This window comes from Mycolicibacterium fluoranthenivorans, assembly GCF_011758805.1.
Classification (GTDB): Bacteria; Actinomycetota; Actinomycetes; order Mycobacteriales; family Mycobacteriaceae; genus Mycobacterium; species Mycobacterium fluoranthenivorans.
In genome coordinates this window covers 1665811-1688020 of the sequence record NZ_JAANOW010000001.1, presented here as the reverse complement: position 1 = coordinate 1688020, position 22210 = coordinate 1665811, and the positions used below count along the sequence as shown (strand labels likewise).

At 67.5% G+C, this 22210-nt stretch carries 17 protein-coding genes; 7 read left to right on the top strand and 10 right to left on the bottom strand.

All coding sequences use genetic code 11. From position 1 onward, the window contains the following. Positions 1-25 precede the first annotated feature (25 nt). The 3 genes from FHU31_RS08275 (at position 26) to FHU31_RS08265 (ending at position 4028) form a co-directional block, all read left to right on the top strand. Positions 26-829 (top strand): FAD binding domain-containing protein, encoded by an 804-nt coding sequence (locus tag FHU31_RS08275; protein ID WP_167157367.1) that lies wholly within the window; start codon positions 26-28, stop codon positions 827-829. Beyond that, positions 826-3429 (top strand): molybdopterin-dependent oxidoreductase, encoded by a 2604-nt coding sequence (locus FHU31_RS08270; RefSeq protein WP_167157365.1) that lies wholly within the window; start codon positions 826-828, stop codon positions 3427-3429. The genes FHU31_RS08275 and FHU31_RS08270 overlap by 4 nt, the downstream gene beginning before the upstream one ends. A gap of 65 nt (positions 3430-3494) precedes the next feature. Continuing rightward, positions 3495-4028, top strand: coding sequence for a restriction endonuclease (locus tag FHU31_RS08265; RefSeq protein ID WP_407939051.1), 534 nt, complete (start codon positions 3495-3497; stop codon positions 4026-4028). Here the strand turns inward: FHU31_RS08265 and FHU31_RS08260 are convergent. After that, the gene (locus FHU31_RS08260; protein ID WP_167157363.1) at positions 4011-5156 is read right to left on the bottom strand and encodes a citrate/2-methylcitrate synthase; all 1146 of its coding nucleotides are present in this window, start codon (positions 5154-5156) and stop codon (positions 4011-4013) included. The genes FHU31_RS08265 and FHU31_RS08260 overlap by 18 nt on opposite strands. Before the next feature lie 96 nt (positions 5157-5252). On the opposite strand from FHU31_RS08260, the gene FHU31_RS08255 reads away from it, so the two are divergent. Next, the gene (locus FHU31_RS08255; protein WP_167157361.1) at positions 5253-6470 is read left to right on the top strand and encodes a citrate synthase; all 1218 of its coding nucleotides are present in this window, start codon (positions 5253-5255) and stop codon (positions 6468-6470) included. Here the strand turns inward: FHU31_RS08255 and lat are convergent, their stop codons facing one another. Continuing rightward, positions 6471-7808, bottom strand: a complete 1338-nt coding sequence (gene lat / locus FHU31_RS08250; protein WP_167157359.1) for an L-lysine 6-transaminase — start codon at positions 7806-7808, stop codon at positions 6471-6473. It lies immediately after the preceding gene. A 52-nt stretch (positions 7809-7860) separates the two neighbouring features. Further along, the gene (locus FHU31_RS08245) at positions 7861-8319 is read right to left on the bottom strand and encodes an Lrp/AsnC family transcriptional regulator (protein ID WP_167157357.1); all 459 of its coding nucleotides are present in this window, start codon (positions 8317-8319) and stop codon (positions 7861-7863) included. Positions 8320-8337: 18 nt separating this feature from the next. Here FHU31_RS08245 and hglS point away from each other — a divergent pair, with 18 nt between their 5' ends. The 3 genes from hglS to htpG are packed head-to-tail and all read left to right on the top strand — an operon-like array spanning position 8338 to position 13016. Continuing rightward, positions 8338-9552: a 2-oxoadipate dioxygenase/decarboxylase gene (gene hglS / locus FHU31_RS08240; RefSeq protein WP_263987900.1), complete on the top strand. Its 1215-nt coding sequence runs from the start codon at positions 8338-8340 to the stop codon at positions 9550-9552. After that, positions 9549-11078, top strand: coding sequence for an L-piperidine-6-carboxylate dehydrogenase (gene amaB, locus FHU31_RS08235; protein WP_167157353.1), 1530 nt, complete (start codon positions 9549-9551; stop codon positions 11076-11078). Before hglS ends, amaB begins: the two co-directional genes overlap by 4 nt. Before the next feature lie 24 nt (positions 11079-11102). Continuing rightward, positions 11103-13016, top strand: a complete 1914-nt coding sequence (gene htpG / locus FHU31_RS08230; RefSeq protein WP_167157351.1) for a molecular chaperone HtpG — start codon at positions 11103-11105, stop codon at positions 13014-13016. Positions 13017-13144: 128 nt separating this feature from the next. Here the strand turns inward: htpG and FHU31_RS08225 are convergent, their stop codons facing one another. The 7 genes from FHU31_RS08225 to FHU31_RS08195 form a co-directional block, all read right to left on the bottom strand. Next, on the bottom strand, positions 13145-14479 hold the full coding sequence (locus tag FHU31_RS08225) for an HNH endonuclease signature motif containing protein (RefSeq protein WP_167157349.1): 1335 nt from the start codon (positions 14477-14479) through the stop codon (positions 13145-13147). Between the two features lie 221 nt (positions 14480-14700). Further along, positions 14701-15849 (bottom strand): CaiB/BaiF CoA transferase family protein, encoded by a 1149-nt coding sequence (locus tag FHU31_RS08220; protein WP_167157347.1) that lies wholly within the window; start codon positions 15847-15849, stop codon positions 14701-14703. After that, positions 15842-16756, bottom strand: a complete 915-nt coding sequence (locus FHU31_RS08215; protein WP_167157345.1) for an SDR family NAD(P)-dependent oxidoreductase — start codon at positions 16754-16756, stop codon at positions 15842-15844. Before FHU31_RS08215 ends, FHU31_RS08220 begins: the two co-directional genes overlap by 8 nt. Continuing rightward, positions 16753-18600 carry a flavin-containing monooxygenase gene (locus FHU31_RS08210; RefSeq protein ID WP_167157343.1) on the bottom strand — a complete coding sequence of 616 codons (1848 nt, stop codon included), beginning with the start codon at positions 18598-18600 and terminating at the stop codon, positions 16753-16755. The genes FHU31_RS08215 and FHU31_RS08210 overlap by 4 nt, the downstream gene beginning before the upstream one ends. Then, on the bottom strand, positions 18597-19778 hold the full coding sequence (locus tag FHU31_RS08205; RefSeq protein WP_167157341.1) for an LLM class flavin-dependent oxidoreductase: 1182 nt from the start codon (positions 19776-19778) through the stop codon (positions 18597-18599). The genes FHU31_RS08210 and FHU31_RS08205 overlap by 4 nt, the downstream gene beginning before the upstream one ends. Positions 19779-19847: 69 nt before the next feature. Next, positions 19848-21260 (bottom strand): aromatic ring-hydroxylating oxygenase subunit alpha, encoded by a 1413-nt coding sequence (locus FHU31_RS08200; protein WP_167157339.1) that lies wholly within the window; start codon positions 21258-21260, stop codon positions 19848-19850. After that, the gene (locus FHU31_RS08195) at positions 21257-22105 is read right to left on the bottom strand and encodes an SDR family NAD(P)-dependent oxidoreductase (protein WP_167157337.1); all 849 of its coding nucleotides are present in this window, start codon (positions 22103-22105) and stop codon (positions 21257-21259) included. The genes FHU31_RS08200 and FHU31_RS08195 overlap by 4 nt, the downstream gene beginning before the upstream one ends. Positions 22106-22210: the final 105 nt, after the last annotated feature.

The following is a 22210-nucleotide window of genomic DNA, read 5'->3' as shown; positions in this document are numbered from 1 at the left end:
GGCTCCGCTTGATTACCGTCAACAGGTGGACCTCAACAACGTCGAGGTGATCGACTCCCCGCGGCACCGCGCCGAGCTGTGGCCGCTCCGGCACGGCGACGCCGTGTTGGCCGGTGGCACATGGCTGTTCTCCGAGCCGCAACCCCACCTGACCCGACTGGTCGACCTCGGCGGCCTCGGCTGGCCCGCGGTGACCCGTACCGACGACGGCGTCGAGCTGGCCGCCACCTGCACGATCGCCGAGGTGTCCCGCCTGTCCGCCGAACTCGGCGTTCCCCTGCTGCACCAGTGCTGCACCGCGCTGCTGGCGTCGTTCAAGATCTGGCACACGGCCACCGTCGGCGGCAACCTCTGCCTGTCGTTCCCGGCCGGCGCGATGATCTCGATGATCTCGGCGCTGTCCGGAACGGTGACGGTCTGGCGACCCGACGGGACCGAGTATCGCTGCCCGGTCGATGAATTCGTCACCGGCGAGGCCACGAATGTACTGGCCCCCGGCGAGATCGTGCGCGCGGTCCAACTCCCCGCACACGCGCTGCACGCGCGCCACGCGTTCCGCAAGCTGGCCCCGTCGCCGTTGGGCCGGTCCGGGGTGGTGGTCATCGGGCGCCACGACGCAGACGACAGGTTCGTGCTCTCGGTGTCCGCGGCGACGGTGCGCCCGTACACGTTCGAGTTCACCGGGGTCCCCGGGCCCGGCGAGATACGGGGTGCGCACGCACAGATCCCCGACGGCGCTTGGACCGACGATGCCCATGGCGACCCGGACTGGCGGCGCGCGATGACGCTGGTGCTCGCGACGCAGGTCGCCGCGGAGCTCGCGCCGTGATCGTCAACGGTCAAGCAGCCGAGGACGATTTCCGCCCCGGCCAGTGCCTGCGGACCTTCCTGCGCGACCGCGGCCACTTCGAGGTGAAGAAGGGTTGCGACGCCGGCGACTGCGGCGCCTGTTCCGTGCTGGTCGACGGCACCGCGGTGCACTCCTGCGTGTACCCGGCGTTCCGGGCTGCCGGGCGTTCGGTCACCACGGTGGCCGGGCTGGGCACCCCGGAGGACCTCCACCCTCTGCAGCGGGCCTTCGTCGACGCCGCAGGGTTCCAGTGCGGCTTCTGCACGGCCGGGATGATCACCACGGCGTCGACCCTCACCGAAGAGCAACTCGCCGACCTGCCCCAGCACCTCAAGGGAAACCTGTGCCGCTGTACGGGATACCGCGCGATCACCGACGCGCTCAGCGGCACGGTCAACACCGGTGACCACTCCCCCGGCGCTCCTGCGGGCTGCCGGGTGGTCACCGGGACCGAGCAGTACACCATGGATCACGCGCCCGCGGGGCTGCTGCATCTCGCCGTGTTGCGCAGTCCCGTCGCGCACGCCCGGATCGTGTCCATCGACACCTCAGCCGCGCAACAGGTTCCGGGGGTGGCGTTGATCCTCACCCACGCCGACAGTCCGGCCGTGGCGTTCTCGACCGCCCGGCACGAGGACCGCACGGATGATCCCGACGACACGGTGGTCCTCGACGACACGGTCCGCTTCATCGGTCAGCGTGTCGCGGCCGTGGTGGCCGACAGCGTCGCCGCCGCCGAAAAGGCCTGCCGGGCCATCGCTGTCGAGTACGCCGAGCTGCCCGCGGTGTTCGACCCCGACGTGGCCCGCCGGCCCGGCGCGCCGGCGGTGCACGGCGACAAGGACCGATCGGCCCGCATCGCCGACCCAGAACGCAACATCGTCTCCGAATTGCACGGCGGGGTGGGCGATATCGGCGCCGGGATCGCGGCCGCCGAGCGCGCCGGCGGTGCGGTGGTGCGCGGGCGCTGGTTCACCCAGCGCATCCAGCACAGCCACCTGGAGACCCATGGCAGCACCGGCTGGATCGACGACGACGGCCGGCTGGTCATCCGTACCAGCTCCCAGGTGCCGTTCTTGGTGCGCGAGGAACTGTGTCACGTCTTCGGTCTGGATCGGTCGAAGGTGCGGGTGTTCACCCGCCGGGTGGGCGGCGGCTTCGGCGGGAAGCAGGAGATGCTGACCGAGGACATCGTGGCGCTGGCGGTGCTGCGACTGGGGCGTCCGGTGCGCTACGAGTTCAGCCGCACCGACGAATTCATCGCCGCCCCCTGCCGGCATCCCTACCGGGTGGACGCCACCGTGGCCGCCGGAGCCGACGGCATCCTCACCGCGATGTCGATCGACGTGCTGATGGATGCCGGCGCCTATGGCAACCATAGCCCGGGTGTCATGTTCCACGGCTGCGGTGAGTCGATGGCGGTATACCGCTGCGCCAACAAGCATGTCGACGCGCAGGCGGTCTACACCAACAACCTGCCGTCGGGCGCCTTCCGGGGCTACGGCCTGGGACAGGTGATCTTCGCCGTCGAATCCGCACTCGACGAGTTGGCGGCACAACTGGGCATCGATCCGTTCGACCTGCGCCGCCGAAATGTGATCATGCCCGGCGACGCGTTCGTCGATTCACATGTGGCCGAAGACGATCTGACCTTCGGCAGCTACGGTCTCGATCAATGCCTCGACCTCACCCGGGCCGCGCTGGTCCGCGGCAACGGGGCCACCGCGCCGGACGGCCCACAGTGGCGGGTCGGCGAGGGGATGGCCGTAGCGATGATCGCGACGATCCCCCCGCGGGGCCACTACTCGGACGCCTCGGTGTCGCTGGACGCCGACGGGATCTACACCTTGTCGGTCGGCACCGCCGAGTTCGGCAACGGCACCTCGACGGTGCACGTGCGACTCGCGGCCGAGGCACTCGGGGTATCCGCCGACCGGATCCGGCTACTCCAGTCCGACACCGATGTCACCGCGTACGACACGGGGGCGTTCGGGTCGGCCGGCACCGTGGTCGCCGGGCTGGCGGTGCAGTCGGCCTGCCGCGAACTCCGTCAAGCTCTGGAATCGGAAGCCGCGTCCGGTTCCATGAAGCGACCGCTGGTGGGCCACGGTCGGCACGAGGGCACCCCGCGTTCGGTGGCGTTCAATGTGCACGGCTTCCGCGTCGCGGTGAACACCGAGACCGGCGAGGTGCGCATCCTGCAATCCGTCCAGGCCGCCGATGCCGGCGTGGTGATGAATCCGGAACAGTGCCGGGGCCAGGTGGAAGGCGGTGTGGCGCAGGCCATCGGCACGGCGCTCTACGAGGAGATGCGCGTCGACGGACAGGGCCAGGTGACCACCAAAGACCTGCGCAACTACCACATTCCGCAACTGGCCGACCTCCCCGTGACGGAGGTCTACTTCGCCGACACCTACGACAAGCTGGGCCCGCTCGGGGCCAAGTCGATGAGTGAATCGCCGTACAACCCGGTGGCGCCGGCACTGGCCAACGCGATCGCCCGGGCCTGTGGGGCGCGGATGTACCGGCTGCCGATGACGCCGGCGCGGGTATGGCGGGAGCTGCACGGCCCGTCTTAGTCGATGGGGGCAGTCGACCGTCCCAGTCGACCGGGGTTGTCGGTTCCCGCCGCTAGGCTGCCGGCGTGACGGTGCGGGTGTATGTGGTGCTGGGACTGGCCGCCGGGCTGACGGCGTACCTGCTCGGCGCGGGTATGCCGTGGAGTCTGGTCGCCGCTGTCGTCGCCGTCGCGGCGCCGCATTTCCTGATAGGTGCCCTTCGCGGGCTGCGCACGCCGTCCGAGCACGAGGATCCGGTCGCCGGTATGTCGGGTACCGAGTTCGAGGACCACATCGCCCGTATCGCCCGCTCGTGCGGTGTCCCGGTGATCATGACCTCCCTGACCGGAGACTGGGGCGTCGACCTCATCGTCGGAAAGCGACCGAATCGCCTTGCCATCCAATGCAAACGACAGGCCCGCCCGGTGGGCACCGGCGCCATTCAGGAGGTGGTGGCCGGCGCCCCCATGCAGGACTGCACCCACACCATGGTGGTGACGAATCACGAATTCACGCCGGCCGCACGCAAACTCGCCGAACTGCACGACTGCACACTGGTCGGGGGCGCGGAGTTACCCAGGTTGAGGTCCACCATCCGCCGGCTACTGGAGCAGCCCTGAGTGGGGTTCAGGCCCGATATAGCGGGCCCGGGGCCGGATGATCTTGCGTGACTGCGCCTGTTCCAGGATGTGCGCGGACCAGCCGACCACCCGGCTCACAGCGAAGGTGGGGGTGAACATCGCCCGCGGTATGCCGCACAGTTCCATCACCACCCCGGCGTAGAACTCGACGTTGGCCCGTAGCGGACGGCCCTGCCGCCGCTGCGACAGCACGGAGGTCACCGCGTCCTCGACCCGCACGGCGCGCTCGACCAGATCCCCGCCCAGCCCGAGCGCGATCGACTTCAGCAGTTCCGCGCGCGGATCCGCGGTGCGGTAGACGGCGTGCCCGAAGCCCATGATCCGTTCACCTCGGTCCAGGGCGGCGTGGGTCCACGCGGCGGCATTCGCCGGGTCCCCGATGGCATCGAGGGCATCCAGCGCCCGGTCCGGGGCCCCGCCGTGCAGCGGACCGGAGAACGAGCCCAGCGCGGCGCAGAGCGCGGAGGCGACGTCCGCACCCGTCGAGGCCACCACCCTGGCAGTGAAGGTCGAGGCGTTGAAACCGTGGTCCACCGTCGCGATGAGGTACCGCTCGACGGCGCGGGCATGTTCGGGCGCCGGTCGACGTCCGGTGAGCAGATAGAGCCAATGGGCCGCGACGGGCAGCGTGGGGTCCGGGTCCACGGGTTCCCACCCCTGCCGGATGCGGTGCAGGGCCGCCAGCACCGTGGGCGTGATCGCCGACAGCAGCACGGTGTGCTGACGGCGGGCGTCCTCGTCGATATCCCAGATCGGCGGCAGGTCGTAGGCCGTCGCCACCGCGGAGAGCACCGTGCGCAGGCCTGCCAGCGGATGCTCCTCGGCACCACCGAGTGCCACCATCCGCAGCATCGCGGTGACGTCGGACGGGATGGCGCACAAGGTGCAGGTGCGCGCGGCGAAGTCGGCGGACTCGCCGGCCGACGGCAGCCGGCCGTACAGGAAGAGGAACCACACATCCTCGAAGCTGCGCGTCATCGCCAGTTCGACGGCCGGGTAGGGACCGTAATGGTAGAAACCCTCGTCACCACGGACGTCGCCGATCGCGGTGTCGGCGACCACGATATTGGCCAATCCCGGCGCGGCCTCGATGAGGGCGTCAGACATGTGTGCAACCTCCTGTTTGTTCAAGCAGTACAACCACATTCGGCCTACTATTGATCACAGTCAATGTTGATCTGATCAATATGAAACGAGGACGAGATGGCACCACCGCGGCGTCATACCCGCCGTTGGCCCGCCGCGATCGTCCACGACGGACACGACTACCTGACCACCGCCCAGGTCGCCAAGGTGCTCGGGATCAAACCCGAGTCGGTGTACGCCTACGTCAGCCGCGGCCGGCTGCACAGCGTGCGCATCGAGGGGGTCCGCGGCAGCGTGTTCGCGGTCGACGACGTGGAATCCCTCACCCGCGAGGGTGCCCGGGCCCGGCCGCCGGCCGGTGTGGTCGAGCGGATCCGCACCCAGATCACCTCACTGTCCGGGGACGAGTTGTGCTACCAGGGCCAGCCCGCGCGCGAGCTGGCGACCGCGGACTTCCTGGATGTCGCCCGGTTGTTGTGGGAGCACCAGGTGCCACCACAACACCCCCCGCTGGACCAGGACGCGACAGCCCATCTGCGCGCGGCATTGCCGAGCACCGCCACCCGGCTGGATATCGTCCGGATCGCCGTGGATCTGGCGGGCGCCGCGGATCCGATGCGGTATCAACGCACTCCCGAGGCGGTCACCACCAAGGCGATGCAGATCCTGGAGGCCGTGGCCACGGCGCTGCCACCGGGGTCGAGTTCCGTCGGCACGGGTTCGTACGCAAAACGGCTGTGGCCCAAGCTCTCCCCGCTGTCTCCCACACCGCGCCGGGTGGCGGTGCTCAACGCGGCCCTGGTGCTGCTGGCCGACCACGATCTCGCGGCCAGCACCGTCGCGGCCCGGGTCGCCGCGAGCGCGCGGGCAGGAGTCTATTCGGTGGTCGCGGCGGGGCTGGCGGCCCTGGACGGTCCCATGCACGGCGGGGCTGCCACCGCCGCCTATCGTTATCTGCTTGGCGCCGTGGATGATCCGGTGAGCGCGGTGGCTGCCAGTCTGCGCGCCGGCGAGCGCATCCCCGGCACCGGCCACCGTATCTACCGCGATCACGATCCACGGGCCGGGGCGCTGCTCGGCCTCCTGGAGCGCGCCGGCGGCGGGGAGCGGGTCCGCGCCGCCGTCGACACCATTGCGGCGTCTACAGATTTCGTGAACTCCGACCTGGCCCTGGCGGCGATGGCAGTGCAGTTCCGGATGCCCGCCGATGCCCCGGAGACCGTCTTCGGTATCGCGCGGATCGTGGGCTGGGTGGCGCATGCCTTCGAAGAGTACGAAGAACCGATGCTGCGATTCAGGCCCGAGGGGGTTTACGTCGGAAAGCGCCAGAGCTGATCACAGGGTGTTCAGGACAGCCCGCACCGCGTCGACGGCGGCGTCGAGTTCGTCTCGGGACACCGTGAGCGCCGGCCGGAAGCGCACCGAATCCACCCCACTGGGCAACATGATCACGTGCCGGTCCCACAACCGGTTCACCAGCTCGTCGCGTGCGGCACCCGACGGCATGCTGAACGCGCACATCAGGCCACGCCCGCGCGGATCGCGCACCAGCGCGGGGAACTCGGATGCCACGTCGCGCAAGCGGTCCAGCAGGTGGTCGCCGAGCACCCTTGCGTTGCGCATCAGGTCGTCGGCTTCGATGACCTCCAGGATGCGCCGGGACCGGACCATATCGGTGAGGTTGCCACCCCAGGTGGAGTTGATCCGCGAACTCACCGCGAACACGTTGTCGGGCACGTCGTCGACGCGACCACCGGCCATCAGGCCGCACACCTGCGTCTTCTTGCCGAACGCCACCACATCCGGGCGTACGCCCAATTGCTGGTAGGCCCAGGCGGTTCCGGTCATCCCGCAACCTGTCTGCACCTCATCGAAGATGAGCAGCGCGTCGAACTCGTCGCACAGCGCCCGCATGGCGGCGAAGAACTCGGGGCGGATATGCCGATCACCGCCCTCGCCCTGGATGGGCTCGGCGATGAAACAGGCGATATCGTCCGGGTACGCCTCGAACGCGGCGCGCGCCTGCCGCAGCGATTCCGCCTCCAGCGCAACGGGATCTACTCCCGGGCGCAGATACGGCGCGTCGATGCGCGGCCAGTCGAACTTCGGGAACCGCGCGACCTTGTTCGGATCGGTGTTGGTCAGCGACATCGTGTAGCCGCTGCGGCCGTGGAAGGCGCCACGCAGGTGCAGTACGCGGGAACCCGGCGCGGCCAGTCCCCGTGACTCATTGCGCCGACTCTTCCAATCGAAGGCCACCTTCAGCGCGTTCTCCACCGCCAGGGCTCCCCCGTCGATGAAGAACAGGTGCGGCAGTGCCGGGTCGCCGAGCACCCTGGTGAACGTATCGACGAACCGGGCCATGGTGACGGTGTAGATATCGGAGTTGCTCGGCTTGTTGACCGCGATGGCGCCCAGTTCGGCGCGCGACTCCGGGGCCGTCAGCGCCGGATGGTTCATCCCCAGCGCCGAGGACGCGAAGAACGTGAACATGTCCAGGTAGCGGTCGCCGGTGCGGGCATCGACCAGGTAGGAGCCGCGCGATTGTTCGGTGTCGAGCACGAAATCGAAGCCGTCGGCCAGGATGCTGCGGCTCAGGACGGCAGGTACCTCGTGGGCGGGCACCTCAGAGGCGGACACGGTCACGTCACGGTCGGGCAGGACAGCAGTCATGCCCGCATCCTAACGCGATATTTACGGTCTACGCCATCGACAGCAGGAATATCTACGGTAGATACTCGCGTCCTTCGTAAAATGTCTGTAGGATGATCGTGCTGCGGGTGCGCACGTTGGCCGCTGTCCGGATCTGTTGCAGCAGGTCTTCCAGCCCTCGCGGCGAACCCACCCGCACGAGCAGGATGTAGCTCTCCTCGCCCGCGACCGAGTGACACGACGCGATCTCGGGGATGTGTTCCAGGCGGGCGGGCGCATCATCGGGTTGAGAAGGATCGAGAGGGGTGATGGCCACGAACGCCGACAGCATGTTGCCGACTGTTTCGGGATCGATGCGGGCCGCGTACCCGGTGATCACGCCGCGCGACTCCAGCCGCCGCACCCGGGCCTGTACCGCAGACACCGACAACCCCGCCGTCGCCGCGAGATGCGCGAGCGTGGCTCGTCCGTCCGTGATCAACTCCCGCACCAGCGCACGGTCAATATCGTCGAGGTGGTCGGCATCGGCCATGGCCGGACCCTACCGCGCGTGATCGAGACATCGCAGCTACGCGCCGCATTCGCCGCAGCCCTGTCACAGATGTACGGCACCGAGGTACCGGCCTACACCACCCTGGTGCAGGTCAGCACCGAGGTGAACCGGGAGTACGCGGGCGATGGACGGTGGGGATCGCTGGACCGGGTGACCGCGGAACGCCACGGCGCCATCCGGGTGGGCAATGCCGCGGAGATGGCGGATGTCGCCGACCTTTTCGCCGCGTTCGGGATGTACCCGGTCGGGTACTACGACCTGCGCGAGGCCGCCTCACCGGTGCCGGTGGTCTCGACCGCCTTCCGGCCCATCGAGGCAGACCAGCTGGACCGCAATCCCTTCCGGGTGTTCACCTCGATGCTCGCCACCGCCGACGCCAGGTTCTTCGACTCCGGCCTGCGGGCCAGGGTGGACCGATTCATCGAGCGGCGACAGCTGTTCGCACCCGACCTGATCGCCGACGCCCGTCGCATCGCCGACGCCGGTGGTGCGCGCGACGACGAGGAGGCCGGCGACTTCGTGCGCCGCGCCACCGCCGCGTTCGCACTGTCCCGCTCCCCCATCGACAAGGGCTGGTACGACGAGCTCGCCGAGGTCTCGGCCGTGGCCGCCGATATCGCCGGTGTCACCACCACCCACATCAACCACCTCACACCCCGCGTCCTCGATATCGACGAGCTGTACCGGCGGATGACCGCCCGCGGCGTCACCATGATCGATGCCATCCAAGGACCGCCGCGCACCGAGGGCCCCGCGGTTCTGCTGCGGCAGACGTCATTCCGGGCGCTGGCCGAACCGCGCCGGTTCCGCGGCGCCGACGGTGTGGAGTTCGACGGCGCGCTGCGGGTGCGCTTCGGTGAGGTCGAGGCGCGCGGGGTGGCCCTCACCCCGCTCGGGCGGGAGCGCTACGACGCCGCCATCACCGATCCGGCACGGTGGACCGATTACTTCCCCGGCACCGACGCGGAGATGGCGGCGGCCGGACTGGCCTACTACGTCGGCGGCGACCCGGCCAAACCCGTTGTCTACGAGGACTTCCTCCCCGCATCGGCCGCGGGCATCTTCCGCTCCAACGTCGATGAGGACGTCCGGGTCTGCGACGCGGTCTCCGATTCCGGGGCGACCGGCCCATACAGCCTCGACTGGATGGCGGGGGCGATCGGCCACCACATCCACGACCCGTACGACCTCTACCAGAAGGCGGCATCATGACCACCATGCAATCGACCCTGCCCACCGCCGGTGAGCTACGTGACCGGGCGCGCCTGGCGCTACAGGCCATCGGCGCCGATCTCATCGAGGCCGAAAACGGCGTGGCGGCCGGCACCCCGATCACCGGTGACGTGCTGTTCACCGTTGCCGACACTCCGGTGGCCGAGGCCCACTCCGCGATCGCCGCCGCTGCCGAGGCCTTCGCCACCTGGCGCACCACCCCGGCTCCGGTACGCGGCCAGGTGGTGGCCCGCCTCGGTGAGCTGCTCGTCGAGCACAAAGCCGATCTCGCCACCCTGGTGACCGTCGAGGCCGGCAAGATCACCTCGGAAGCGCTCGGCGAGGTGCAGGAGATGATCGATATCTGCCAGTTCGCGGTCGGCCTGTCCCGACAGCTGTACGGCAAGACCATCGCCTCCGAACGGCCTGGACACCGGCTGATGGAAACCTGGCATCCGCTCGGGGTGGTCGGGGTGATCACGGCCTTCAACTTCCCGGTGGCGGTCTGGGCGTGGAACACCGCCGTCGCGCTGGTCTGCGGTGACACCGTGGTCTGGAAGCCCTCCGAGCTGACACCGCTGACCGCGGTGGCCTGTCAGGCGTTGATCGAGCGGGCCGCGCGCGATGTCGGCGAGCCGACCGAGATCTCCCGGCTCATCCAGGGCGGCAAGGAGATCGGCGAGCTCCTGGTCGACGATCCGAGGGTCGCGCTGGTCAGCGCCACCGGCTCGGTGCGGATGGGCCGCGAGGTCGGCCCCCGGGTCGCCCAGCGGTTCGGCAAGGTCCTGCTGGAACTGGGTGGCAACAACGCCGCCGTCGTCACCCCGTCGGCCGATCTGGACCTGGCCCTGCGCGGCATCGTGTTCTCCGCGGCCGGCACGGCCGGCCAGCGCTGCACCACCATGCGCCGGGTCATCGCGCACCGCTCGGTGGCCGACGAGCTGATCACCCGCATCACGGCCGCCTACCGCACCCTGCCGGTCGGGAATCCGGCGGCCGACGGCACGCTGGTCGGCCCGCTGGTGCACGAGCGCGCCTACCGCGACATGGTGGGTGCACTCGAACAGGCCCGCGCCGACGGCGGTGAGGTGGTCGGAGGCGAGCGCGTGGACCTTGGCGAGGGTTCGTACTATGTGCGCCCGGCCGTGGTCCGGATGCCCGCCCAGACCGCGGTGGTGCACGACGAGACCTTCGCCCCCATCCTGTACGTGTTGACCTACGACACCCTTGACGAAGCGATCGAACTCAACAATGCCGTCCCGCAGGGTCTTTCCTCGGCGATCTTCACCACCGACATCCGCGAGGCGGAACGGTTCATGGCCGCCGACGGCTCGGACTGCGGTATCGCCAACGTCAACATCGGCACCTCCGGCGCGGAGATCGGCGGCGCGTTCGGCGGGGAGAAGCAGACCGGCGGCGGCCGCGAGTCCGGCTCGGATGCGTGGAAGGCCTATATGCGCAGGGCCACCAACACCGTCAACTACTCATCCGATCTGCCGCTCGCCCAGGGGGTGCAATTCGGCTAGCTCGGCCGGTTTTACTATGGCTGCGTGAGCGATCAGGTCGAACAGCGGGAATTCCAGGCAGAGGCCCGTCAGCTGTTGCAGCTGATGGTGCACTCCATCTATTCCAACAAGGACTCGTTCCTGCGGGAACTGGTGTCGAACGCCTCCGACGCCCTGGACAAGCTGCGGCTCGCGGCGTACCAGGACAAGGACCTCGACGTCGACACGTCCGACCTGCACATCGACCTGGACCTCGACTCGACGGCGCGGACGCTGACCGTCCGCGACAACGGCATCGGCATGTCCCGCGACGAGGTCGTCGACCTGATCGGCACCCTCGCCAAGTCCGGCACCGCCGAGATGCGGAGAAAACTGCAGGAGTCCAACGAGAGCACCGAAGAACTGATCGGCCAGTTCGGCGTCGGGTTCTACTCGACGTTCATGGTGGCCGACAAGGTCGACCTGCTCACCCGTAAGGCCGGCGAAAACACCGCCACCCGGTGGGAATCCAGCGGTGACGGCACCTACACCATCGCCACCGTCGACGACGCCCCGCAGGGCACGTCGGTCACGCTGCACCTCAAGCCCGAGGACGCCGACGACGAACTGCACGACTACACCGCACCGTGGAAGATCCGGCAGCTGGTCAAGAAGTACTCCGACTTCATCTCCTGGCCGATCCGGATGGAGGTCGAGAAGACCGTCCCGGCATCGACGGAGGAGGGCGCGGAGAACACCGAGCCGACCGTCACCGTCGAAACCGAGACGATCAACTCGCGCACCGCGCTGTGGGCCAAGCCCAAGAGCGAGGTCTCCGACGAGGAATACAAGGAGTTCTACCGGCACATCGCGCATGCCTGGGATGAGCCGCTCGACGTCATCGCGATGAAGGCCGAGGGAACCTTCGAGTATCAGGCGCTGTTGTTCATCCCTTCGCAGGCGCCGTTCGACTTGTTCAACCGGGACGGGCACACCGGCGTGCAGTTGTACGTCAAGCGCGTCTTCATCATGGGTGATTGCGATGAGCTGATGCCCGAGTATCTGCGGTTCATCAAGGGTGTCGTCGACGCGCAGGACTTGTCGCTCAACGTGTCTCGCGAGATCCTGCAGCAGGACCGCCAGATCAAGGTGATCCGGCGCAGCCTCACCAAGAAGGTGCTGTCGGCGATCAAGGACCTTCAGGCCAACCGACCCGACGACTACGCGACCTTCTGGACGCAGTTCGGGCGCGCGTTCAAGGAGGGCCTGCTCTCCGACCCCGACAACCGCGAGACCGTGCTGGGACTGTCGTCGTTCGCGTCAACCTTCAGTCCGGACACCCCGACGACGCTGGCCGACTACGTGAGCCGGATGCGGGACGGCCAGGAGCAGATCTTCTATGCGACGGGCGAATCGCGCCGGTTGCTGGAGAGTTCGCCGCACCTGGAGGCGTTCAAGGCCAAAGGCTACGAAGTGCTGTTGCTCACCGACCCCGTCGACGAGGTGTGGGTGGAGTCGGTGCCGGAATTCCAGGGCAAGGCGCTGCAGTCGGTGGCCAAGGGTGAAGTCGACCTCGGCTCCGGAGACGACACGGCCGACGCCGACCGCACCGAGTTCGCCGATCTGCTGACCTGGCTGCAGAAGACGCTCGACGACCATGTCAAGGAGGTGCGGCTGTCCACTCGGCTGACCTCGTCGCCGGCCTGCCTGATCACCGACACCTTCGGTATCACCCCGCAGTTGGCGCGCATGTACCGCGCCTCCGGTCAGGAGGTGCCCGTCGGCAAGCGCATTCTGGAGATCAACCCCGAGCACGCCCTCGTCACAGGTCTGCGGGACGCGTTGGCGTCGTCACAGGACGGGCTCAGCGACACGGCCGAGTTGCTCTATGGCACAGCCCTTCTCGCCGAGGGGGGCTCCCTCGACGATCCGGCGCGGTTCGCTGCCATTCTCGCCGACCGGTTGGCCAAGACCTTCTAGACCTTCTAGACCTTCTAGCCGGACGTGCACGCCGGTGCATCGTCGTGGCGGGTCCGACGGCGTCATCTCCGCCGGTTCCCGCCGCTCGTGCGATTCCCTGTGTAGTTGTCAAGGTGCGCCCCACTCGGTTAGGCGGCGGCGGGCAGGTCGGTCATGGTCCGTCGTGCGTGCGATCGCATATGCGGAGGTTCGGGACCGGCCGGATCACGGGGTGGGATGAACCAGGGGTGGCGGTCAGGGCCCAGGTAGACCTGCCAGTTGCTGTGGTGGATCAAGGTGTGGTGGCATCGGCAGAACAGCACGCCGTTGTCGAGGCAGGTGACGCCTCCAGCGCCCCACGGCTCGATGTGGTGGGCGTCGCACCACGACACCGGCCTCCCGCACCCGGGGAACGCGCAGCCACGGTCGCGCGCTGCCAGCGCTTTACGAATCCTGGGCGGGAACAGCCGCTCGCTGCGCCCCACGTCCAGCGGGGCGCCGACGTCGTCCACGATCACCGATCCGAGAGAGCTGTCACAGGAGATCAGATCGGCGGTGGTGGCACTGACCGGCCCGGTGAAACCGAGGGTGTCCACGCACCCGTCATCGGGCACCCCCGCTCGCCCTGCCCCGGCCGGCCGGAGCAGGGTGACGTGCGGGAGCACCCCACCGGAGGTCGGACGCTGTGAGTTCGACAGGAAGCCCCGCACCAGCTGACCGAATGCGTCCGCGCGACGCCTGCCGGTCGACCGCGGGTCCGGTGATCCATCCGGTAGCGGCACGGGCCGACACCACGGGTCCAACGCTGCGAACAGCTCCTCGCCGGTCAGCACATCGAGATCGAGGGTGGCACTGACCCGTCCATCATCGTTTTGCACCAGCGTCATCTCGTTGAGGTCACTGTTCTCCGCGATCGGCACCGCCGCCTCGTCGTGCGGTTGTTTCGAGGCTTTGTCGATGGCGATCTCGCGGGCTTTCTTACTCACGTCCGCGGGCGTGGTCTGGATCATCAGCAATGTGGCGACCGTCGCCCTGTCCTCATCGGACAACGCGACCCTGTCACTGATGTGTGCGACTCCCCTACCGACCGCGTCGGCGAACTCGATGCCGAGCCCACCCAGACGCTGCGCCCGGGTGAGGGCCGGCAGAGTGTGTGCTGCCCGCCCCACCCGCACAGCCCTGCGCGCGGCGCCGGGGGCCACCCCCAGGCTGATGAGCAGATCGGCTCCCGAGCGCAGGTGTCGGCGTGCTGGGATCCCGAGACGCTCAGCGGCCGCGGCCGCCTGCGCGATCACATGGTCGAACAGGTTCCGGGCGGTGACCGCGACCGCCAGCACGGCGAGCACCGGCTGTTCGTCGACCACCCGCCGGGGATGGTCGAGCAGATCGAACAGCGTGCGTTCGGCACCCTCCTCGGGCGGAGGCGCCGCAGTGAGGTCATCGATGAGCGCATCGACGAAGGTGTCGAGATGGGTGGCGTCCATGCCAGATACCCCAACCTTTCGCAAAGGTGCACGCGGGCAGACGATTCAGGCTCGACAAGGCAACGTGGCTCGGACAGTCCCACGGGGACCAGCGAACCTCTCAGCGACACAGTCGCAGGCAAAGCTCACCGGGTATCGGGAGCCACAATTCACTCGAACGTATGTTCGACGATACGCCCCGCGCGGATCCCGCGCAAGCAATATCTCCGGCGGACACGTTCCTAGTGCCGAGGCAGCGCCTGGAGTTCGGCCAGTACCGTCTCGGTGTCGGCACCGAGTTCGGGCGCCGGTCCCCGAACGCGTCCGGGCGTCCGGGAGAACCAGGTGGGCACGCCGGGAAAACGCACCGGCCCGTGCGGGGTATCGACCGTCTCGAACAGACCGACCGCGTTGAGGTGCGGGTCGTCGAACAACGCGTCGAGGGTGTTGATCGGTGCGGCCGGGATCTCCAGTTCCCGGAACAGCCCGAGCCACTCCGCGGTGGTGCGTTCCTTCAGCGTCTGCGCCACCAACCCGTACACGGTGTCGATCTGGCGTGCCCGCTGCTCCAGCGTATCGAACTCACCTGTGTTCCAATCGGGTTGGACACGCTCGACGAATCCACGCCAGTGCTTGTCGTTGTAGATCAGCGCGGCGATCTGACCGTCTTTGGTCTCATACGGCCGCCGGTTGGGCGCCACGGCCCGCGGGTACACGGCCGGCCCGAGCGGAGGTGAGAACATCGCGCCGTTGGCGTGTTCGACGAGCATGAAGGAGGCCATCGTCTCGAACATGCTGACCTCCACCTCCTGGCCCTCACCGGTGCGTTCCCGATGGAACAGCGCCATCGTGGTGGCGTAGAGCGCCGTCAGGCCGGCCACCTTGTCGGCCATGATGGTCCCGACGTAGCCGGCTTCCCCGGTCAACTGTTGTTGCACCGCAGGCAATCCGCACTCGGCCTGGATCGTGTCATCGTAGGCGGGCCGGTCCGCATCCGGGCCGCGCCGGCCGTAGCCGTAGCAGTTGGTGTAGACGATCGACGGGTTGAGCTCGACGACATCGGCGTAACCGAATCCCAGTGTGGTGATCGCCTTGGCCCGCATCGAGTGGATGAAGACATCGGCAGTCCCGATCAGTCCGCGGAGCGCCGCTCTGCCGTCGTCGGTCTGCAGGTCCAGCACGATCGCCCGTTTACCGCGGTTGACGTTGACGAACACCCCGCTCATCCCCGGGGACGGCCCCACCGAGATGTACCTGGTGTTATCTCCTTGCGGCGGTTCCACTTTGATCACGTCGGCGCCCATGTCGGCCATGATCTGGGTGCAGTACGGCCCCATCACCATGGCGGTGAGGTCGATGACCCGCACCCCGGCCAGCGGTCCGTCAGCCATGGGTCGCCTTCGCAAAGCTGTAGCGGATGTGGTCGGTGTGCCCGTCGGGCGCAGGCGGGAAGATCACCGGCTCCGACACATCGCGGATTCCGTCGATATTGTCGGCGACATCCTCGATGGTCCACGACGGGCGGTACACCCCGGGACTCTCGGCGATGAAGGCGCGGGCCACCCGGCCGCCGATCGCGACCAGCATCTCCCCGGTCACCGAGCAGGATTCGTGGGCCAGCCAGCCGACGGTCGGGGCCACCAACTCGGGCCCCATCGGCGGGTACGCCGAGGTGTCGATGCCTTCGGCCATCCGGGTGACCGCACTGGGAATGATCACGTTGCACCGGACACCGTCGGCGGCCCCTTCGAGGGCCGCCACGTTCGACAGTCCGATCAGCCCGGCCTTGGCCACCCCGTAGTTGGCCACATGGTGGTTGCCGTAGAGCCCGCCGATGGACGAGGTGAGCACGATGCGGCCGTAACCGGCGGCACACATGACCGGAAATGCCGGCCGGACGACGTGAAACGCGCCGCGCAGGTGCACGTCCAGCACGGCGTCGAAGTCCTGAGGACTCAGTTCCTTCAGCGACCCGCGGCGCACGGTGCCGGCGTTGTGGATGAGGATGTCGATGCGGCCGAAGTGCCGGATGGCGCTGTCGATGATGGCTTCTCCGCCGTCGACGGTGACCACCGAATCGGTGTTGGCAACGGCCTGCCCGCCGGCGGCGACGATCTCATCGGCCACCTGCTGTGCGGGAGTGCCGTCGGAACCGTCGCCGGTGAGGCTGCTGCCCGGATCGTTGACGACGACCTTCGCACCTCGCGATGCCAGCAGCAGGGCGTACTCACGGCCCAGGCCCCGGCCGCCGCCGGTGATGACGGCGACACGATCGTCGAATCTCAGGGCAGCGCTCACGTGAGTTCCAGCCCGTCGAGGTCACCCTTGGCCCGCCACTGCGCGATCAGATCGTCGAAGGCATAGAAGCCGGGCGAGTAGAAGTCCCCGAGGAACGATCCGTTGCGTTCCGCACCCCCGCGTCCCTCGTTGTTGTAATAACCAGGGGTGCAGGAGAGTTCGAACGCCGAGTTGTCGATCGCCAGTTCGCGGACCGTCGACACCCAGGCGTCCTGCCCTTCCCGGCTGGGCTCGACCGTGGTGGCACCACGGTTCTGGGCCTCGGCGATGATGTAGGCGATGTGCTCGGCCTGTTGTTCGAACATCGCGGTGGTGTTGGCCGATACCCCACCCTGGATGAAGCCCATGAAGAACTGGTTGGGGAAACCGCGGCTGGTCATCCCGTGCAGTGTCTGGTAATCGTCGGCCCAGTGGTCGAACAGCGAGAGCCCGTCTCGGCCCACGATGCGATCGATCGCGAACCGCCGGCTGATCTCGGTGGAGATCTCGAAACCGCTCGCGAAGATCACGCAGTCGACCTCGTATTCGACACCGCCGGCGACGATCCCCTTCTCGGTGAGCCGTTCCACACCTTTGGATGCCGACACATCGACCAGGGTCACGTTGGGCCGATTGAACGAGGCCAGGTAATGCTCACTGGAGGTCGGCCGCTTGCACATGAAGCGGTAGTACGGCTTCAGCGCCTCGGCGGTGTCGGGATCTTCGACGATCGCGGCGACGCGGCGACGCAGCCGTTCCATGATCTTGTAGTCCTCTTCCTCACGGAACGCCATGATCTGCTCGATCGTCACCGATGCCGGGTCAGCGCTGCCCGCGATGCGAGCGGTCAGGTTCCGACCCAGCTCGGTCCAGAAGTCGCACACCAGGTCTGGTTCGCCGAACACCACGCCGACGAACGGTGACCAGTTGTGGAAGTTGCGCTTGCGCTCGTCCTGCCAGCCGGGCTGCAGCGACGCCGCCCACTCCGGATCGGTGGGCGGATTGGACCGCGCGTCCACCGAGGATGGTGTGCGCTGGAAGACGAACAGCTCTTTGGCGTCACGGGCGAGGTGCGGTACCAGCTGGATACCGGTGGCACCGGTGCCGACGAGCGCGACGCGCTTGTCCGCGAGTTTGTGCAGACCGCCGTCGGGGTTACCCCCGGTGTACTCGTAATCCCAGCGTGCGGAATGGAAGACATGCCCGGCAAAGTCCTTGATCCCGGGGATCCCCGGCAGCTTCGGGCGGTTGTAGGAACCCTGTGCCATGACCACGAAGCGGGCCCGGATGTCGTCACCGCGGTCGGTACTGATCTGCCAGCGCCGCGTTGCGTCCTCCCAACGCAGTTCGCGCACCTGGGTGGAGAACAGCGCGCCGTCGTAGAGACCGAAATGCTTACCGATGTTGCGGCAGTGCTGGAATATCTCGGCGCCGTCGGCGAACTTCTTACTCGGCATGAAGTCGAGTTCTTCCAGCAGCGGGACATAGCAGTACGCGTCGTTGTCGCACTGGATTCCGGGGAAGCGATTCCAGTACCACACCCCACCGAAGTCACCGGCCATCTCGATGACGCGGATGCCCTCGACCCCGGCTTTTTTCAGATGGGCCCCCGCCAGCAGTCCGGCGAAGCCGCCGCCGAGGATGACGACGTCGGCGTCTTCGGTGATCGGGTCCCGTTCGGTGACCGTCGTGTACGGATCCACCTCGTAGAACTCGGCGAAATCGCCCTCCAACTCCAGGTATTGATCGGCCCCCTCGGACCGCAGCCGCTTGGCCCGCTCGGCGGCGTACTTCGCGCGGATCGCCGGGATGTCGATATCGACAGGGGTGTCGGTGGGCCCGCAGCTGTTTTCGACCGTCGTCATACGGTGGCGCCCTCGGGCAGGGCGGCGGCGTGCAGCGGTGCCGCCAACTCATGCACGGCGGGCAGCACCTCCTTGGCGAACAGCCTGGTGCTCGCAAAAGCGTCCTCGTACGGCATGGTGCCGAACTGCGGAACGATGGTCACCTCGGAGAACGAACACGCCTCCTGCGCGGCCTTGAGCTTCTCGAACACCACCTCGGGGGTACCGATCAGCAGATTGGAGGCGTGGTATCCGGGCGGGCCGCCCTTCTTCTGGTCACCGGTCACCGCGGAGGCGAGCACCGCGGTGGCGGTGGCCTCCCGCGCCGCGTAGGCCTCATAACCCTTGACACCCTTGAAGTTCGACGCATCGGCGAAGCCATAGTGCACGTTGACGTCCCGGTTGGCCGTCCAGATCCACTGCTCGGTCAGGGCGGCGAGCTTGTCGTCCTCCTTTTCGGTGACGTACATGAACATCACGTTCTTGGGCTGACAGGGCTCGAAGCCCTCTTCGGCGCGGAAGGTGTTGACCTTGCGGACCTCCTCCCCGGCATCCCAGATCGGCTTGTTTCCGACGAACAGCGGCACCATGCCGCGCCGCGACAGGATCTCCAGCGACTCGGCGGTCGAGGACGAGCTGTAGATGCGGGAGAACAGATCCTTGCTGATCGGCTCGGGGCGCAGCGACATCTCCGGGAACGAGAAGATCTCGCCCTCATAGGAGAACCGCTCACCGGAGAACGCCAACTCCAGGATGTCCAGGGTTTCGTTGAACCGCTGCCGGCTCTCCTCGCGGGGTACCCCGACGGCATCGAACTCGGCCTTGGACACACCACGCCCGATACCGATGGTGTTGTACCGGCCGTTGGAGACGATGTCCAGGTAGGCGATCTGGTGGGCCAGCCGCACCGGATTCCACCACGGTGCGACCGCCACGAAGGTGCCCAGGCTGACCCGCTCGGTACGGCCGGCGAAGTAGGTGAGCGCCTGAATCGGGTTGGGCGTCATACCGTATGGCGTGCCCTGGTGCTCGGGGAACCAGATGCCGTCGAACCCCAGCGGCTCGGCCAGATCACCCAGCGCCAGCGCGGCCTGGACGCATTGGTAGTCCGGCGTGGCGGGCGGGGTGTTGAAATCGCCCGCCATCACCCGGTCCCAGTCCTGCGAATTCTGCGCGCCGGTGCCGAGATTGACCTTCATAATCGTCTCTCCTTCTCATGATTTCGGCGCGCTCGCGATCGCTGAGCGAGCGTCAGCGCGCCGAAATCGCTAGATGTCCCGGGGCTCGCCGGTCCCCATGTATTTCGACAGCTGGTGGTGCAGGTTGACCGTGCTGCGCTCGCGGTACGGATTGGGCAGCGTGCCGGGAAAACCCGCCGACTTCATGCCCTGCTGTACCGCCGCCATATTGGAGAAATCCTGCGGCAGCACCGACAGCCAGTTCGGGGAGTCCTTCGGGGTGTAGACCCATTCCGTCTCGGGCTCTGCACCTTTCGGATACCGCTCGAAGACCGCGACCTCGAAGAGGCACTTGTCCGGGTCGTAACTCGGATCCGGGCGCGCCGAGTAGCACAGCGCACTGGTGAGGCCCTGGCCCACCTGGAAGTTCGGGAAGAGCTGCCACGCCGTGCCGCTCTGGCCGAGGATATCGGGGGGGATGGTCGGCCAGATCACGCCGCGGGCCTCGTCGTCGCGGCGGGCCGAGGCCAGCCAGTGCGCGAGCACCTCGTCGGCCGGGGTGCCCTCGGGCAGTTCGTCGACGAGGCGCTTGGCAGCGTCGACCAACGTCTTCGTCGTCGTCGCGTTGGTCTCCTCCATGGTGTAGACCTGCATTTCTGCGGTGGAGATGCGCGGGTCTCCGGTGCCCAGGCGGATCTTGGATTTGGTCTCGTCCATACCTTTCGGCGCGTCATAGCCGATATTGCTGTGCTTGCCCTGCGCCTTGGCCCAGCCCTTGAACTCGCCGAACTTGTTGAACTCCGGATGGGTGGTGAACACGTGGTAGGTCTCGTTGAAGGCCTCCATCGCGACTTTCCAGTTGCAGTCGAAGTACAGCCATTTGCGCCACTTGTAGCGCATGTTCTCCAGCCCGAACGGGTCGAGGATCTTGGCGGCCGGCATCAGGTAGTCGGCCAACGACTCGGCGTCGGGGTCCATGTTGACGAACAGCCAACCGCCCCAGGTGTCGACCTGAACGGGCGCCAGGTGCGTGTTGCTCGGGGTGAGTGCGCCCTGCCAGTCGTCCTGCTCACGGATATGGGTACAGGTTCCGTCGAGCCCGTAGGTCCAGCCGTGGAAACCGCAGACGAACGACTTGCGTGCCCGGCCGCTCGCGTTCTTGGCGCCCTCGGGGTTGTCGATCAGCTTGCGCCCGCGGTGCATGCAGACGTTGTGGTGTGCGGCAAAGGTGTCCGGTCCGGTGCGCACCACGATGATCGAGTCGTCGAGGATGTCGTAGGTCAGGTAGCTGCCGATCTCCGGGATCTCCTCGACCCGGCCGACCTGCTGCCATACCTTGCGCCACAGCCGATCTCGTTCGTGGCGGGCGTACACCGGTGAGATGTAGGCGTCCACCGGGATGGTCATCGGCGTGGACAGGTCCTCGGCGATCTCGCCCGTGGAGTCATCGGGTGCGGCGTCGATCTCGATGGCGGCGTCGAGATCGGATTCGGTGTGGGTCACTGGATCCTCCTGATGGCGTCGCGGAAGTTCTCGTCTTTCAGGAAGAGCGACGTGTTGTCCGCTCCCAGATGCGTCCAGCGCAGGTTCAGGCCACCGTCGACCAGCAGTGTCTGCCCGGTGACGTAGCTCGAGAGATCCGACAGCAGGAACAGGATCGCGCCGGCCTGCTCCTCGGGTGTCCCCCGCCGCCCCATCGCGATGGCCCGCTGATCACGGTCGGGATCGGCGTCGACATACGTCGCCGAGGCGGCGGTCTCGGTGACACCGGGGGCCACCGCGTTGACCCGGATGCCTTCCGGGGCAAGCTCCGCGGCGAGTGTTCTGGTGGCGGCCACGATCGCCGCTTTGGCGGTGCCGTAGGCCACGTGGAAGGGCGCGGAATTCATCCCGGAGATCGACGACACCGACACGATCGAGCCGGGATTGCCCTGTGCCCTGATCTCCGCGGCCACGGCCTGGCTCATGAAGAACATGGTCTCCAGGTTGGCGGCGAACAGGTCCCGCCAGTCCTGACGCGTCACCCTGGTCGACGGCATCCAGGTCGACGGAGCCGCCCCGCCGGCGACATTCACCAGTCCGTAGAGCGCGCCCTCGCCATGGCGCACGACATCCATCACCGTGGCGATGCCCTCATCGGTCGAGGCGTCCGCCGCCACCGGCAGTACTGCCAAGCCCTTGTCGGCCAGGGGTGTGACGTGGGTGTCGAGATTGTCCTGCGACCGGCTCACCGCGATGACCGTCGCACCGGCCTCGGCGGTCAGCCGCGTGACCGTCGTGCCGATACCGCCGCCACCGGCGCCCGACACCACCACGATGCGGCCGGCGAGATTCAACAGCTCGTTCACGGTCTCAATTGTCCGGACAAGAATTCATGTTCTTCATATTGCAGAACACTATTCCGCAGGGCATTTACGGCGTCAAGACCGATAACAGACCCTTCTATCTCTATT